Source organism: Vogesella sp. AC12 (assembly GCF_024437575.1).
Taxonomy (GTDB): Bacteria; Pseudomonadota; Gammaproteobacteria; order Burkholderiales; family Chromobacteriaceae; genus Vogesella; species Vogesella indigofera.
Window position 1 is genome coordinate 42639 of record NZ_JANFNU010000013.1, and the last position, 15149, is coordinate 57787.

14 protein-coding genes, 1 tRNA gene and 1 pseudogene are annotated in these 15149 nt (G+C 59.7%); 6 read left to right on the forward strand and 10 right to left on the reverse strand.

What is annotated here, in order from left to right:
- Nucleotides 1–10 precede the first annotated feature (10 nt).
- Together NOM55_RS15625 and NOM55_RS15630 are read right to left on the reverse strand one after the other, a co-directional pair.
- Nucleotides 11–202: a hypothetical protein gene (locus NOM55_RS15625; protein WP_255909565.1), complete on the reverse strand. Its 192-nt coding sequence runs from the start codon at nt 200–202 to the stop codon at nt 11–13.
- A 37-nt stretch (nt 203–239) separates the two neighbouring features.
- On the reverse strand, nt 240–1103 hold the full coding sequence (locus tag NOM55_RS15630) for a Rossmann-like and DUF2520 domain-containing protein (RefSeq protein ID WP_255909566.1): 864 nt from the start codon (nt 1101–1103) through the stop codon (nt 240–242).
- Between the two features lie 69 nt (nt 1104–1172).
- Between NOM55_RS15630 and NOM55_RS15635 the strand changes: the two genes are divergently transcribed.
- Both NOM55_RS15635 and NOM55_RS15640 read left to right on the forward strand, forming a co-directional pair.
- Entirely contained in the window at nt 1173–1742 is a 570-nt protein-coding gene (locus NOM55_RS15635; RefSeq protein ID WP_255909568.1) for a LemA family protein, read from the forward strand.
- An 11-nt stretch (nt 1743–1753) separates the two neighbouring features.
- Nucleotides 1754–2635, forward strand: a complete 882-nt coding sequence (locus NOM55_RS15640; protein WP_255909570.1) for a hypothetical protein — start codon at nt 1754–1756, stop codon at nt 2633–2635.
- Here NOM55_RS15640 and NOM55_RS15645 read toward each other — a convergent pair.
- Nucleotides 2632–3783 (reverse strand): pyridoxal phosphate-dependent aminotransferase, encoded by a 1152-nt coding sequence (locus tag NOM55_RS15645; RefSeq protein ID WP_255909571.1) that lies wholly within the window; start codon nt 3781–3783, stop codon nt 2632–2634. The two genes, NOM55_RS15640 and NOM55_RS15645, sit on opposite strands and share 4 nt — an antisense overlap.
- Before the next feature lie 142 nt (nt 3784–3925).
- On the opposite strand from NOM55_RS15645, the gene NOM55_RS15650 reads away from it, so the two are divergent.
- The 3 genes from NOM55_RS15650 to NOM55_RS15660 all read left to right on the forward strand — a co-directional run bounded on the left by NOM55_RS15650 (nt 3926) and on the right by NOM55_RS15660 (nt 6798).
- Nucleotides 3926–4015: transfer RNA gene (locus NOM55_RS15650), tRNA-Ser, on the forward strand.
- Between the two features lie 372 nt (nt 4016–4387).
- Nucleotides 4388–5599, forward strand: a complete 1212-nt coding sequence (locus NOM55_RS15655; RefSeq protein ID WP_255909572.1) for a DNA adenine methylase — start codon at nt 4388–4390, stop codon at nt 5597–5599.
- A 92-nt stretch (nt 5600–5691) separates the two neighbouring features.
- On the forward strand, nt 5692–6798 hold the full coding sequence (locus tag NOM55_RS15660) for a hypothetical protein (protein WP_255909573.1): 1107 nt from the start codon (nt 5692–5694) through the stop codon (nt 6796–6798).
- A 193-nt stretch (nt 6799–6991) separates the two neighbouring features.
- Here NOM55_RS15660 and NOM55_RS15665 read toward each other — a convergent pair.
- Nucleotides 6992–8111 (reverse strand): annotated as a pseudogene (locus tag NOM55_RS15665) (IS3 family transposase).
- Nucleotides 8112–8324: 213 nt separating this feature from the next.
- On the opposite strand from NOM55_RS15665, the gene NOM55_RS15670 reads away from it, so the two are divergent.
- Nucleotides 8325–8534, forward strand: a complete 210-nt coding sequence (locus NOM55_RS15670; RefSeq protein ID WP_255909574.1) for a hypothetical protein — start codon at nt 8325–8327, stop codon at nt 8532–8534.
- Nucleotides 8535–8917: 383 nt separating this feature from the next.
- On the opposite strand, the gene NOM55_RS15675 is transcribed toward NOM55_RS15670, so the two are convergent.
- The 6 genes from NOM55_RS15675 to NOM55_RS15700 form a co-directional block, all read right to left on the reverse strand.
- Nucleotides 8918–11137: an AAA family ATPase gene (locus NOM55_RS15675; protein WP_255909575.1), complete on the reverse strand. Its 2220-nt coding sequence runs from the start codon at nt 11135–11137 to the stop codon at nt 8918–8920.
- A 14-nt stretch (nt 11138–11151) separates the two neighbouring features.
- Nucleotides 11152–11463 (reverse strand): hypothetical protein, encoded by a 312-nt coding sequence (locus tag NOM55_RS15680; protein WP_255909576.1) that lies wholly within the window; start codon nt 11461–11463, stop codon nt 11152–11154.
- Nucleotides 11460–11666 (reverse strand): AlpA family transcriptional regulator, encoded by a 207-nt coding sequence (locus NOM55_RS15685; protein ID WP_255909577.1) that lies wholly within the window; start codon nt 11664–11666, stop codon nt 11460–11462. The genes NOM55_RS15680 and NOM55_RS15685 overlap by 4 nt, the downstream gene beginning before the upstream one ends.
- Before the next feature lie 86 nt (nt 11667–11752).
- Nucleotides 11753–12499, reverse strand: coding sequence for a hypothetical protein (locus tag NOM55_RS15690; protein WP_255909578.1), 747 nt, complete (start codon nt 12497–12499; stop codon nt 11753–11755).
- Nucleotides 12500–12620: 121 nt separating this feature from the next.
- Nucleotides 12621–13844: a site-specific integrase gene (locus NOM55_RS15695; RefSeq protein WP_255909579.1), complete on the reverse strand. Its 1224-nt coding sequence runs from the start codon at nt 13842–13844 to the stop codon at nt 12621–12623.
- A 347-nt stretch (nt 13845–14191) separates the two neighbouring features.
- Entirely contained in the window at nt 14192–15094 is a 903-nt protein-coding gene (locus NOM55_RS15700; protein WP_255909580.1) for a helix-turn-helix domain-containing protein, read from the reverse strand.
- Between the last annotated feature and the right edge of the window lie 55 nt (nt 15095–15149).

Genomic DNA, 15149 nt, shown 5'->3' on the forward strand with positions numbered 1-15149 from the left:
CCGGCATCCCTTAGTCGTGCCCTTGCAGCTCCCGGCACACCGCCTCGGCCAGCGCCTCCAGATCAAACACCCCGCACAAGGCCGCCCGCTCCGGCGCCCCGACCGCGGCGGAACTGCCCGGATAGTCATCACTCTCGCCCTGGCGCCGCAATTCGTGCTGTAGCGCCGCCAGCACCACCTGCTGCAGTCCGTCGTCCGTCATCCCGACTCCTCCATCCGGAACCCATCACACCCTGACGCTAAACGGCCGGCGACCCCAGCACCGCTGCCAGCGCCTGTTGCTGTGCCGCCGTCAGCCGATCTGCGGCCAATCTTGCCGTCGCCGCGCCCAAGGCGCAGTACAGCGCGTCGTCCGTCGCCGACAGCACCTGCCGGTGGCGCGCCACGGTGCCGGCGTCGCCACGCGCGATCGGGCCGGTCAGCGCAACCGCCGGTCCCAACGCCAGCGTGTTTTCCAGCGTTTGTCGCATCAGCCCGCCCAGCACCGCGGCAGCCACCTCGTCCGTCATGCCGGCCTGCGCCGCCACCCGCGCCGCCAGATCGTGCAGAGTCACCAGATAATTAGAGGCAATCGACAGCGCGGCGTGGTAGGCCGCCTTGCCGCCGGGCGCCAGCACGAACGGTACGCCGCCGATGTCTGCGGCCAAGCTTTGCAACAACGGCAGGGCCGCCGCGTCGCCCTCCAGCGCGCAGCGGGTGCCGGCAAAACCGGCCACCGCACGCGCCGGATCGGCAAAGGAAAATGCCGGATGCAGGCTGGCGCAGAGCACGCCCTGCGCCGCCAGTGGCGCCAGCAAGGCCGCCTCGCCGACGCCGCTGGCGTGACACACCACGCTACCGGCGGCAATCACCCGCGCCGCCGCCAGATCGGCCGCCACGCCGGCAATCTCGCCGTCCGGCACCGCCAGCAGGGTGATGTCGGCCGCCGGCAGGGCCGCCAGATCCGTCAGCGCCACACCGGCACCGACAAAGTCCCGCGCCGACAGCGCCGACGCCTGACTGCGGCACAGCAGCGCGCCGATGCGGTAGCGGCCGCTGGCGTGCGCCAGCCGCGCCACGCTCTTGCCCAGACGCCCGCCGCCGACAATATTGAGAGAAGTCATCTCGCCCCTTTCTTGACACCCGCCAGCACTGCGGTGACGATGGCATCGAATTTCAAAGGACACCCGCTCATGCCATTTTTCCTGTTCGTTTCTGCATTCGTGGTGCTGCTTTTCTACGGCATCCTGCTCTACAACGGCCTGGTGCGCCTGAAGCACGAGGTCAGCAAGAGCTGGGCCAATATCGACGTATTGCTGAAACAGCGCCACGACGAGATCCCCAAGCTGGTCGATGTCTGCCGCCACTACGGCCAGTTCGAGCAGGACACCCTGACACAGGTAATGGAAGCGCGCGCCGCGATGTCGGAGGCCGCCCGCGCCGGCAACGTTGGCCGCATCGGCGAGCTGGAAGGCCAGCTGCGCAGCCTGCTCGGCCAGATTTTCGCGGTGGCCGAAGCCTATCCGGAATTGAAGGCCGATGTGCAGTTCAGCCACCTGGCGCAGCGCATCAGCCAGCTGGAAGACGGCATTGCCGATCGCCGCGAACTCTACAACGAAGCGGTCAACAACAACAACGTGCGCATCGAGCAATTCCCCGACGTGTTCGTCGCCAACCTGTTCGGCTTCCGCACTGCGCGCGCGCTGCGTTTTGCCGAAGCGGAAAAACGCGACGTCGACGTCAAGGCGCTGTTCGAACGCTGAGCCACACCACCATGACCCTGCTCGCGGCGCTGCAACAGCGCTACGCCTCGCTGCTGCCCTACCTGTTGCTATCCCTGCTGGCCTGGCAACTGGACGAACTGCCACCGCGGCTACTGCCGGCGGCCGGCGCCCTGCTCGGCGTGGCGCTGTGGCTGCACTTCTACCGCCAGTACCGCCATGTGGCCGACACCCCGACCACCACCTCGCAGGCGGCGGCACAGGGCTATTGCGAATGCTTTGGCGAGGCCGCGGCGCTGGACGGCCCGCCACTGGTGACCCCGTTTGGCGGCATGCGTTGCGTGTGGTACCAGGCGGAACGGCGTCCGAACGGTCGCCAGCAACGCCCGCAGCGCAGCGAACGCCTGTGCAGCGACGACTCGTTCCGGCTGCTGGACCGGCGCGGCGAGATCATCGTACAACCGGCCGGCGCGAGCATCGAAACCCGCCACCAGCGCAGCTGGCATGACGGCGACGACGTGCTGAGCGAGCGCTGGATCGCCATCGGCGACCCGCTGTACGCGCTGGGCGAGCTGCGCAGCCTCGGCGGCCAGCCGGACCGGCAGGCCTTCCGTGACGACCTGCAGCTGACGCTGAACGAATGGAAACAGGACCCGGCGCTACTGCTGCGCCGCTTCGACCAGAACGGCGACGGCACGCTCAGCAGCGAGGAGTGGGAACAAGCGCGCCAGACCGCCCATGGCGAGGTTGGCCGCAACCACCGCGCGCTGGCCGCCATCCCGATCAGCCATCACCTGCAACGCCCCGCCGACCGCCGCCCCTTCATCATCAGCTGGCGCTCGCCGCAGGACACCGCCAGCGCACTGCGCCGGCTGGCATGGAGCCACGCCGCCTGCGCGCTGCTGGCGATGCTGTGGCTGGCGCGCAGCGGCTAGCGCACCGTCTTCATGCGCGCCACCGCCTCGGCCAGACGGTCGATGCCGGTGGTGTAGGCGACGCGCACATAGCTGCCGGCGCGGTTGCTGCCGAAGTCCGCGCCCGGTGTAATCGCCACCTTGACCTCGTCCAGCATGCGCTGGCAGTAGGCAAAGCTGTCGGACGTCACCGCCGACACATCGGCGTAGACGTAGAAGGCGCCGTCGGGCACTGCGTCGATGCGCCAGCCCAGCGTTGGCAACACCTGCAGCAGGAAATCCCGCCGCCGGCCAAACTCGGCGCGGCGGCTTTCCAGTACATCCAGTACCGCCGGCTGGAATGCCGCCAGCGCGGCGTGCTGCGCCGCCGCCGGCGGGCACAGGAACAGGTTCTGCGCCAGCCGGATCGCCGGCTCGACATAGGCCGGCGGCACCACCAGCCAGCCCAGCCGCCAGCCGGTCATCTGGAAATACTTGGAGAAGCTGTTGATCACGAAGGCGTCGTCCGCCAGCTGCAAGGCCGAGAACGAATCGGCGCCGTAGGTCAGCCCCTGGTAGATCTCGTCCACGATCAGCGCGCCGCCATGGGCGCGACAGCGTTCGGCCAGCGCGGTGATCTCGTCGCGGCTGAGCACGGTGCCGGTCGGGTTGGCCGGCGTGGCCACCATCGCCGCCACCGTGTTCGGCTGCCAGTTGGCATCCAGCTCGTCGGCCAGCAACTGGTAACGCGTCGCCGCGCCGACCGGCACCGTCTGCGGCACGCCGCCGAGCAGACTGACGAAGTGGCGGTTGCATGGATAGGTCGGATCGGCCATCAACACGCCGTCGCCTTCGTCCACCAGCAGCGACAGGGCAATCTGCAGCGCGCCGGACGCACCCGGCGTGACGATGATGCGCTCCGGCGCCACCGTCACGCCGAAGCGCGACTGGTAGAACGCGGCAATCGCCTGGCGCAGCTCGGCCAGCCCCTGCGCCGCGGTGTAATAGGTATGCCCCGCCGCCAGCGCCGCACGGCCGGCATCGACGATGGCCTGCGGTGTGGCGAAGTCCGGCTCGCCCACTTCCAGATGGATCACATCATGGCCGGCCGCCTGCAAGGCGCGGGCCTTTTCCAGAATCGCCATCACCTGGAACGGGGCAATGGCGGACAGGCGTTTTGACAATTTCACGGCAATCCCTTTGTTAACGTCATGGGCACGCAGCATGGCGTGTCTTCGACAGCCAGTATGCCGCAGCCACCGTCCTGCACCAATATTCATGAAATACACTTGACCGATCAAAAATCGAAGTCTATAATGTGCAGCCTGAGTCGGAGAGGTGGCAGAGTGGTCGAATGTACCTGACTCGAAATCAGGCGTACGTGCGAGCGTACCGAGGGTTCGAATCCCTCCCTCTCCGCCAGACCAACATCTAAGCCCTTGAGCAATCAAGGGCTTTTTTGTTTTCCCCTCTTCAGCCCATACTTTAACCCATACCTTGGCTGAAGCTAGGTAAAGCTGCCACTTCAGGTGCCCCCCTCATGGTGACAACCCAAAGCGAGGGTCCGGCCGAATGTTATGCCCTGGACGTAGTGGACAGGGGAATAAGGTAGCTACTTGCCAGTAACCTTCTATATGATTCCTTGAAGCTTATGACCTCTTGAACCAACCCGCAGCTCACCAGCGTGAGCAAGGGCAGATCGTCGGCCCTTGCCGACATAAGGGATGGTCGGTGCTATGGCAGCAATCAGGTACATTACTGCCTACTCGCTTCACACTGCTTTGAAAGAGATACATGCTAGTTGAAAAAGGAGTAGATCGTTTTATGCTCACTGAACGTGCGTACCCGCACTATGTGAAATACATGGGATCTAAGTCCGCAATCATGGACTTCGTGCTAGAGGGCATCAACTCCGTTTATTCTGGTGGTGCTGTGTGCGATCTCTTTGCTGGTAGTGCATCACTTGCTGGAGCCATCGGCCACCTCGTTCCTGTCCACTCGAACGACATCCAAGCCTACTCTGAGGTTTTGGCTCAAGCCTATCTGCAGGTGTACAGATATAAAGGGATGCCGACAGCTGACGAAATCTTAGAAGTAGCCGAAAAGACCGTCTATGAAAAAACCCCTGCGCTTGGTCATGTGATTGTCGACTACAAGCAAGATTTTTCTCTTGAGGAGTTTGCAGCGATTGAACTTGCTCAACAGAAGCTAATTGATCAGCCATTCTCCGATGCTTGGCATCTTTTCACCAAGTACTACTCCGGAACATGGTGGTCGGCGGAGCAGTGTCTTTGGATTGATGCAATTCGCCAAGCTGCTGAACGGTTCCGTCAGAGCCCCTCTTTTCCCCTAATCCTTTCGTCTCTTATGTACGCAATGGCCTACACCAGTCAAGGGACCGGCCATTATGCTCAGTATCGAGATGCAAAGACGACGTCATCGCTGAGAGATATCGTAATATACAGACGGCGTGAAGTAAGCAGTTACTTCCGACGTAAATACATGGAGGTGGCATTTTCGTTGTCCGATCAACCTCCAGCGGTTCCACATAAGACAACTACCTTAGACTTCAAAGATTGTCTTAAGAGTCTTTCTGGTGGTACGGTCTATGCGGACCCACCTTACTGTTTCGTTCATTACAGCCGCTTCTACCACGCCATTGAGACGTTAGTCCTCTACGACTACCCTGAAATTCAAGTTAAAGGGGGGAAAGTGGTTAAGGGGCGCTACAGAGAAGGGCGCCATCAGTCCCCTTTCTGCATTGCTACTCAAGTGAAACAAGCGTTTAGAGACCTGTTTACTGGAGTCATGGAATCCAGTTCGTCACTTGTACTTAGCTACAGCAACACGGGCATGATCTCCCCAGGTGAAATCGAGCAACTCATCGAAGAATGCTGTCCGGGTAGAGGCGTCGAGATCGTGCTGACTAACCACCAGCACATGACATTGGGTCGCCAGAAAGATCGCCATCGTGATGTAGAGGAGTGTTTATTCTTAGTTAGGTAGGTCAATGTGGCAGTATGCTCCGTCATGCAGATGGGGCGTATTGTCCTCGCCAATGCTATCATTCGGCATATTTTTTAACGCCGAGTGCATAGATGACTAACCTGGCCAAGCTTAACGTCTCGCTGACAAAACATGGCGCCCATAAAATCGCCGCCCTACTCAAAAAGTTCGACAAGGACGTAATCATGTCGAAAGTCCAGGGTAAAGAACTTGGCATCAATATTGATGCTGGGCAGGCGAGAAAAAATCTATCGGTAGCGCCAGACGGTACAGTCCCAGAAGAGTGGAACACAGTCCGACAGTTTGGTGGCAACCACATCAATGCCTTAGTCTTTGTTGCCATTATCTTCAGCCATAAGAACCTGATTGATGCAATGCGGGCGGGGGGGACGGGCCATTATGTTGGAACTGTCAATCGAGATGGACTGCTCAAAGACAAGGCCTTTACCAATTTTGCTTGCATCGTCGAAGAACTCGGGTTCAGTACTTTTCATTCGAAAAGCAAGGTTTCGTATGACTTGTCCAGTTTGTTCAACCTGCAGGGATTAGGTCCTTTAGCAAAGAAAGTGTTGGTCAGAAAACTGAAATTAGCGGGCTGGTCAGGTAATAACACGGTGGAGGAAGAGTGCATTGCACTAAACCTTCATGAGGTCTTTGGCGTACCCCCTCAAGAATTCTCCGGTTGGCTTTCTGCTTGTTCGGAAGAAGGGGGGCTTGAAGATCTTGATTTTTTCTCTGGTGAGGATGGGCCGGTATCTGGGGAAGGCTTCAAGTTTGTCGCTGGCCATAGCTCGAAGAAAACAGGTTCAGTTGCCGTTAATGCGGGCGCCCCCAAAAGTGCAAACCTCGTGCACAACGAGATCCAGAATAAGCTCTACGAGAGAATGTGTGTTCAGTACGGAGAGGCCAATGTGGGTACGGAGGTGCCGACCGGTGAAGGCACATCTATTGACATAGTAGTTAAACATCCTGGGTCTTGTACTTTCTACGAGATCAAGACCGCAGGAACTCTTAAAGCTTGCATTCGGCAAGCGATCCCGCAACTGTTGGAGTATGCATATTGGGGCTGCTCCGCTGATCGAGCTGATCGCCTAGTAATTGTCTCCCCCCATGCTCTCACGGCAGATGCCGAGGCTTACCTGACGTTCTTACGCGAGTCTTTTAATGTGCCATTAGAGTATGAACAGTTTGTCTTCTAGCGGGGCTTTGTTTCACAAATCATGTCTTGCGTCCGACAATAGAATGACGGCATGAGCAAGCCCCTCCCTCCCTCCCTGGCACACTATTCGCATATCTGGCCACCACCAGCAGAGGTGGCCATCGCCATCGCAATCTTACGACTCAGACATCGTCCAGAATTTATTCTAGATATCAGGCGACGTCCCCCCGTTTTCAGTAGCAGAGGGCTTTAGAGTCCGAGCTTAATTTACCTGATTTCTCAGCGAGTGATTTGGCGTAGGCCGTCGGCGTCAAACCACTCAGCGCTTTCTTGGGTCTTTCATTGTTGTATTCCCTACGCCAGGCTTCGATGACGACCTGGGCATGGCGCAGGCTGGTGAACCAGTGTTCGTTCAGGCACTCATCCCGGAAGCGCCCGTTAAACGATTCGATATAAGCGTTCTGATTCGGCTTGCCCGGCTCGATGAGGAAGAGCTGAACGCCTCGAGCATGCGCCCAGGAGAGCATGGCGCGGCTGCAGAACTCCTTGCCGTTATCGGTCCTGATCGCTTTGGGCAAGCCGCGTGTTGTCGCCAACTGGTCGAGGACACGCGTCAGATGCAGGCCGCTCATCGCGTCGCCGGCACAATGGCGACGGCCTCATGCGTGGCATCATCCACTACGGTCAGACTCTTGATGACACGCCCCTCTGCCGTCCGGTCGAACACGAAGTCCATCGACCAGACCTGATTGGCGGCCAGGGGACGAGCCAGCGGGTGACGGTCTGACACCGGCACCTTCTTGCGCTTCCGCCTGCGAATTTGCAGACCCGCTTCGGCATAGAGCCGGTCTACCCGCTTGTGATTGACTGTCATGCCGCTCTGCCTCAGCTTCAAATAGATCATGCCAGCACCGTAGCGTCGGTGCCGTTGCGCGAGCGCGATGATCTTCGCTTTCAAGGCGGCATTACGATCGATGGCGGGCTGGTAGCGGAATGAACTGGGGCTCATGCCTGCCAGACGCAGCGATCGACGCTCGCTGAGTCCCTTGCCCACCAGATGGCGCACCAGCTCCCGCCGTGACGGTGCGCCTACCACTTTTTTCGCAGGGCCTCCTTGGCAATCTCGTTTTCGAGCATGGTCTCGGCCAGGAGCTTCTTCAGGCGCGCATTCTCGGTCTCCAACTCCCTGAGCCGCTTGGCTTCCGAGACATTCATGCCGCCAAATTTGCTGCGCCAGAGGTAATAGCTGGCTTCCGAGAAGGCGTGCTTGCGGCACAGCTCGGCAACAGGCATGCCTGCCTCTGCTTCGCGCAGGAAGCCTATGATCTGTTCTTCGGTGAATCGTTTCTTCATGTCCAATCTCCGTGTGTGGTTGATTGGACTCTAAAGTCACGTGCTACTCAATACCGGGGGAACGTCGATCGGATCCTACGGCTCAGGCATCGTTCAGAACTTACTCTAGATATCAGAAACTGGCAGTCTACAATCCAATGAATCGTCACCATGATTAGGCACTTCCCTCCTCGTTCTGGGAAGCCAAAGTCAAGATCGAGACAGGGGGGTGCCGTGAAAAAATACCGAAATATCCGGGCCTACAACAAAGCACTGCAGCAGATAAAGGACGTAAACTTGCTGCAGGTAATTTGCCTGAGCGTGGCCGTTTATCAGCTGTTTCACGGCAATTTTATCGCCGCCGGAATCTTCATTGTGTTAACCCGCCTGTTTGAACTAGGCTTGCCGGTGACCCGTAAAAACGACGATGAAGACGACGAATAACCCGCTGATCTAAGCCGCCCGGCGCAACGCTGGGCGGCCCACCACATCAGCACCAGGCCAGCACGGCAGGCCACAGCCCCACCTATCAGCACCAGGGCAGCACAGCAGGCCGCCACGCCTGGGCCTATAAGCCGCACTGAATCCGCCTTTTTCGGGTTTCAGTGAATCCCGATTTATCCGGTTTCACGGTTTCCCGTCTTCACGGTTTCAGCGGGCCAGCCCGGCGGCAGGGCCTCGCTACAGGTACTTCCGCCGGTTTCTCGGCCTCCGGGGGCGGCGCCGAGCGCGGTTTTCGGGAAGTTTCGAAGTGTTCAATAGGCTCCGCCAAAGCTCATAGGGAGGACAAAATCACGACAACTTGATAGACACCACTGGCGGATATACTAGATCAGATCATCGAAATCGGCGTCTGCGTCAGTTGCGCCAGTTTGATGTCTTGCCCCGACCCGCGCATTGGCGCGGCGCTCCCCAAGCGCGCCAGTGGCGCTAGGGGGTATGGGGGATATATTGGCGCGCACTTTGTCACCTTTCTCCTGTGAGTTTTCCCCTACTGGAGCGTAAGTCATAGAAGCCAACTTCCAGCGCTCCCCGGTGTGCCGGTTGGGTTTCGAGTAGGCCTCCTTGATGATTCGCCCCTCACGTTGCAGGCGAACTAACGCGGCCTGGAAACGCCTTTTCCCGTCTTTGGTGCGCCAGACCTTCCCCATTTCCGGGAGTGCAGCCAAGACGTGCCAGGCGGTAGTTGGGCCGCTGGAGGCGACAGGGATGGTAATGTCGGCCTCGATGGCCAGCGCCAGCAGGTCGTAAACGGCGTGGGCGTCCTGAGCGGCCTGCACGTCACGGACGTCCCGTTCGTCGTCCCTCTCGTCGATTAGAGCGAGCGGCATCAGCACATGGCCGACAGTGAAGGCCAGCGATACCGGGTCGGCTTTCTTGCCTAGGTTGAGCTTTTCCTGTGTCAGCGTGACGATGCCGGCCTCATCGGCGACCAGCGCCAAGCGCGAGCGGGCCGAGTTGTGCCAAGCCGTCGATCCGCTGTAGCTATTACCATGCGCACCATCCCTGGCGGCGGCCTTGTCGATGTGCGCCAGCAGCACCACGGCGGCCTCACTACTCCTGGCGATCCTAGCCAGCGCTCGCAGGAAAGCACGCACGTCTCGGCGGCTGTTTTCGTTGGCATCGAAGGCATCCGAAGCGTTGTCAATCAAGATCAGGTCGAAATCTCGCGCCACTTCACTCAACTCCCGCAGGCATGCGGTCGGGATGGCTCGTCCCGAGTACTCACTTTCTGTCATCAGCGCGGCCTCACCCTCGGTGCCGTCGAGTATCACCATCCCTCGCGCCACGGCCTCGGGGTCCAGACCGTAGGAGAGCACGGCTGCTCTCAGGCGGCCACGGCACACGTCCCCGTCATCTTCAAGGCTCACCAGCAGTGCGCGTCCAGGTTCGGCGGGAAAGCCCGCCCAACTTCGCCCACAGGCAACATGGGCAGCCAAGATAATAGCCAAGCTCGACTTGCCGGTGCCGCCGTGCGCGGCTAGCAAGGTGACATGTCGGCGTGGGAAGAGCGGTTGGAAGATGAAACACACGGACGGGATGGTGGCGACCATCAGATTTGACAGGGCAACCTGGGTCAGGTTACGGCGGAGCGGCGGTTCGTCATCCAGATCGTCAAGCAACGAGTCGGCATCCACAGTCGGTGCTGTGCGCGGCTGCTTGGCTGCCGCCCGGAATGCGCTGAGTAGCGTTGCGGCGGCCTCGGCATGGCTCAGGCCGGTACTCATGGCGGCGGCCCGCAGAGCACCCCAAGCTCGCGCCTCGGAAATCTCGCCACCGGCCACCAGTTGGCCAATCCCAAACGCTTGGGCATTTAGAATCTCATTACGGCAACCTTCCATGGCTGCCGCAACGGCATGACAGGCGTGTTCAAGAGCGGCAGCAGCATAGGCTCCCAGCACACTGTCCTGCGCCAGCTGCCCCCCCACTGGCGGCCACTCCGGCTCCTTAGTGGCTGGTGTGATAGACCGATAGCGGTTGGCCAACTCTTCGCCATAACGCCTCCCCGTAACTTCAAGCAGGAGGACGGCCTGCGGCTCGCCCTTTTGGTGCGGGAAACCGGGTAGGCGCATCACCCGCGCCCGGTCGCTCACGGCTGGATCACTGCCCCAGCAATGGGCGATGGCACGTTGCAGTGCAGTAAACTCTTCAAGCGCCACGCCGTCAACCAACCAATAAGCATGGAACTTACCAGCACTGGACTCGACGATCATAGAGGGTGGCATCACATCGGCACGCAGCCGCTCAAGGATATCAGGGGCGGGGCTGTCGAAGTCGGCAAAGAGCGCGCGTACGCGCCGAATATTGGTCGCCTTGCGCCGGCCGCTCCCATCCGTTTCGTTCACCGTGATGAAAATTCCCGCGCCTTGGGCACTCAGCCTAGTCAGATCAGAGGCGTGCTGCTGAAAAGTGCCATGCAGGGATCGGGCCAGATTGGGTCGCCGGTTTGGGCCATCATCAAAGGTCTGAAACGTCCAGGCGGTCGTGGTCAGATCAAGCTCGGCGAGGAAGCGGGCAGTTTGGTTAGGATCGACAGCGATGCTCATATACAACCTCCTGACTACCTAGCGATGGTCTCGATCCGGCCAGCGCGCAGCAACTTTGCTACGTCGGTGCTCCGCTGTTGTAGATCAACAAAAATGCGGTTCCATTGGTGCAGTTGGTGATACTCCAGTTTGGGAAGCAAACAAGCGGCACGATCATAGACGTCCATGTAGTCGGTTAGGGCTGCGGCTGCATATTCATCGTGGATGAATACCATCAGCGCGTTGCCTAGTATGTCGTGCAGGTTGCGCAGGAGTAGGAGGCGGTCGACGATTGAAGCAACCTGTGCGGAGTCGATTTGTGCGTCGGGATGGACATTGTTTTTCACGCGCGGCTCCCCAGGCGAGACTCAATCCACTCCCTGACGGCTTCGCTGTCCCAGCCGACAGCGCGAGTACCGATGCGGCAGGCCTTTGGAAACTTGCCTTCGTTCATCAGGTGGTAAATCCACGCGCGGCCAAAGCCGGTGATGGCTTGGACTTCTGGCAGTCGCATGATGCGGCGGGGTTCGGTGGGGGTTGGCATAGCCATATCTCCTTTGCGCTCAGTGGCGTGTGGTGGATGTGGCTAAGAATTTATGCAATAGATTTGATCGAGTCAGGGACGAATATTCGCGCTTATTTGTCCCGACTCTGGCGCAAGCTAAGCTGACTGTAGGCTGATTTGTCCCAGTAACGGGTAGCCTCACGCTTTAGGTTACCCACAGGGTCTTCTCGCCATGATAACGGCACAAGATCAGGCCGCTGCTCGACGGCAGCCTCGCAAGCCTTCTCGAATGACAGTCTCAGAGTTTCACGATAGATCCTGCAGGCAAGGGCATAGAGCGCTTCGATGTACGGATCATGGGTTCGACGCTTTCCCTTTTTGGCCTTCGGCATTGTGTCGGTCATGAAGCATTCAGTAAAAAATTTCTGAAAAGATGGAACCATGAAAACTTCATTATGGGTTGTACGAACCTCCTCAAAGGTCCGCATTCCCGCCCTGATCTCACGTTCGAGCTTGGCGGCGATTCGGTGGGTTTTCCAGTTGCAATACAGGATGACACCCCTTGTCGCTCGCACGGTATTTGAGTCCAGGATCAACGAAAGTGGTACCCCTTGGGCGACCAGCAGGGAGAGGTACTCATCAAAAAATTCCGGTTTGTGCCTAATAAATGCAACGGATAGCTTCTCATTTTTATCGAAAATAAACTGAAAGCCATTCTCCATAATCCGCACATCGTGCACCTTGAGCGGTTGCCGCAGCTTCTCTTCATCGCCATTCGTCAAGTCGCTCACCAAGACACTTGGCATAAAAAAATGCAGAAAAGAGCCCTCTGGAAGCTGAAGTTTAAAGCCATAGACCATTGTTACCTCCACTGTCATGACTGACTACTAGAAAAGGCACCGTACACCGTAATAAATAATGGGGGCTTTAGCGCCCCCTACAGACAGTGGCGGCGAGGAGAACAGCCCTGTCAGGGAAACGTGCAGGCAGGCCTGAAACCTACCGGATGGGATCAGCAGGCGACGGAGTTGTTACATACCGAGCCCAATCGTTCATCAGTGCATAGCGCTTTTCGAAAATATCGCTGCGCCAATAGGCGGCCTCTGCACCATCGGCGATCTGGTGCGCCAACGCCAGTTCGCAGACTTCGCGCGGATAGTGGGTGCATTCGGCAGCCCAGTCACGGAAGGTCGAGCGGAATCCATGAACGGTCAGGTGCCCTTTACCCAAGCGGCGCAGCGTCATGGTCATGGCCTGGTTGGACAGCGGCTTGCCGGCCTTCAACCCGGAAAACAGGTAAGAAGAGCCCTCGAATCGAGGCAACTGTTCCAGCAGAGTTAGCGCAGCGTCGGACAAAGGTATGCGATGCGCCTTGCCTGCCTTCATCCTTGTGGCGGGAATGGTCCAGGTCCGCGATACCAGGTCAACCTCGGCCCAGGTTGCTTCCAGTACCTCAGAGGTGCGGCAGGCCGTGAGGATCGTCAGCTCCAGCGCACGGGCACTGATGGCCTCCAGTTTCCTCAGCTTGGCCAAGAAGTCTGGCAGCTCTACCCATGCCATGGCCGCATGGCTTTTTACAGCACGAACCCGTGAGCGCTTCGGCAGCAACTTATCCAAGTGACCACGCCAACGCGCCGGGTTCTCTCCCTGCCGCAGGTTACGAGCCTTGGCCGCATCCAACACCAGCTCAATGCGGTTACGTACGCGGCTGGCGGTTTCGGGTTTGGTCGCCCAGATCGGTTGCAGAATTTCCAGCACATGCGCAGTCGTCACATCTTGTGCGGGGAGTGCACCAATAGTCGGATGAGCGTAGGTGGCAAGGGTGTTTTCCCACTGCTGGGCATGCTTGGCATTTTTCCAGCCAGCCCGGTGCGCGGCGATGTATGAGGCGGCAACCTCCCTGAAAGTCACGGCACGGGCGGCTTCGGCCTGCTGGGCGGCTTTCCTCGCCTCCCGCTCAGCGTCACGTACGGCCAACGGATCGGTCCCGGTCTTGGCCAGCTTGCGCGCCTCAGTGGCCTTGTCTCTGGCTTCGGCCAAGCCGACCTCGGGGTAGCGTCCCAGTCCCATATCCCGACTCTTGCCGGCAATCTTGAAGCGGAATATCCAACTCGTCCCACCCGTTTTGCCAACCTTGAAATAGAGACCGTCACCGGCATTGGTCAGGCCGGCCACCGCGGCCTTTGCCAGCTTCTCGACTGTTTTGGTCGTCAGGGATCCCATGCCGCTCTCCTCAGGTGTCATGCCAGCCCATACCCTAATAGCCCATACTTCAGCCCATACCTTGGATGTGGATTTCTGCTGCGCTCACTAGCACTCACTGGATGAAGAATAGGCAGAGAAGTCGGTAAAATCTAGGCTGTACTGGATGTCATGAGTAACCAATGGACACTGATGTGGCGGACTCCCTCTCCGCCAGACCAACATCTAAGCCCTTGAGCAATCAAGGGCTTTTTTGTTTTTTCTCGTCACCAAAAGCACCCCGGGCAGCCAGATTGCCACCACCGACAGCTTCATCCCCACCATTAAAAACACTTATGCAAATACCGGCGGCATCAACCCCGCCGCGCTCACGGCCAGTCGGCGTAGTTGCGAATCGCCAGTGCCTCGTGGCGGCTGAGCTGCTGCTTGGCCTCCAGCCGGTAGCGCGCCGGGGTCAGCCCGGTGCGCAGGCGGAAGAAGCGGCTGAAGTGGGTGGTGCTGCGAAAGCCGAGATCGGCGGCGACCTGTTCGATGGTCAGCCCGGAGCGCACCAGCCGCAGGCAGGCCTCGTGGGTGAGCCGGTCGTGCAGCAACTCCAGCGGCGTGCGCTTGAGGGTGCGCACGCAGATGTCGTGCAGGCGGTCGTGGGAGATGCCCAGCTCGGCGGCGTAGCGGGCGATCTTCCAGTGTTCGCGCAGGTGCAGCTCGGCCAGGTGGCGGAAGCGCATCAGCAGCGTCGAATTGGTGCTGTGCCCCTGCTGGCTGACATCCTCCAGCCCGGACAGGCGCCAGCAGTGGATCAGAATCAACGAGAGATGGGCGGTGAGATAGCTCCACGACGCCTTGCCGCCCAGCTTCAGCTCGCGCTCGATGCTGCGGAACGAGGCGGCCATCTCCTGCACCGCCTCGGCGGCGTCGAGGCGGTTCTGCACGACGCGGCGATCGGCCAGATAGCGCAGCGGCACCGATTCCGCGCCCTGCCCCGCCGCCTCCTTCACCAGCACGTCCGACAGCGACAGCAGGTAGCCGGAACTGCCGGCGCTGACGCGCAGATGGCTTTGTGGCGGCACGTTGACCCAGGCCAGCGCCGGCGCCGCCAGCTCGATGCTGTCCTTGTCCAGGCTGAGGCTGGCGCTGCCGCTCAACAGCAGGATCGCCGCACGCGCGGTGTCGTGGCGGCCGTTGGCCAGCGCGTAGCGGCGGGTATCGAGCGTGGTGTCGATACGGTGGGCGGCGGCGTGGGCATTGATGCGCTGGGCGACGGGGGTCATGGGCAGGCCGCGACGGGGGTGAACAGATTCACATGATAACGGCACTGCGCCGCCA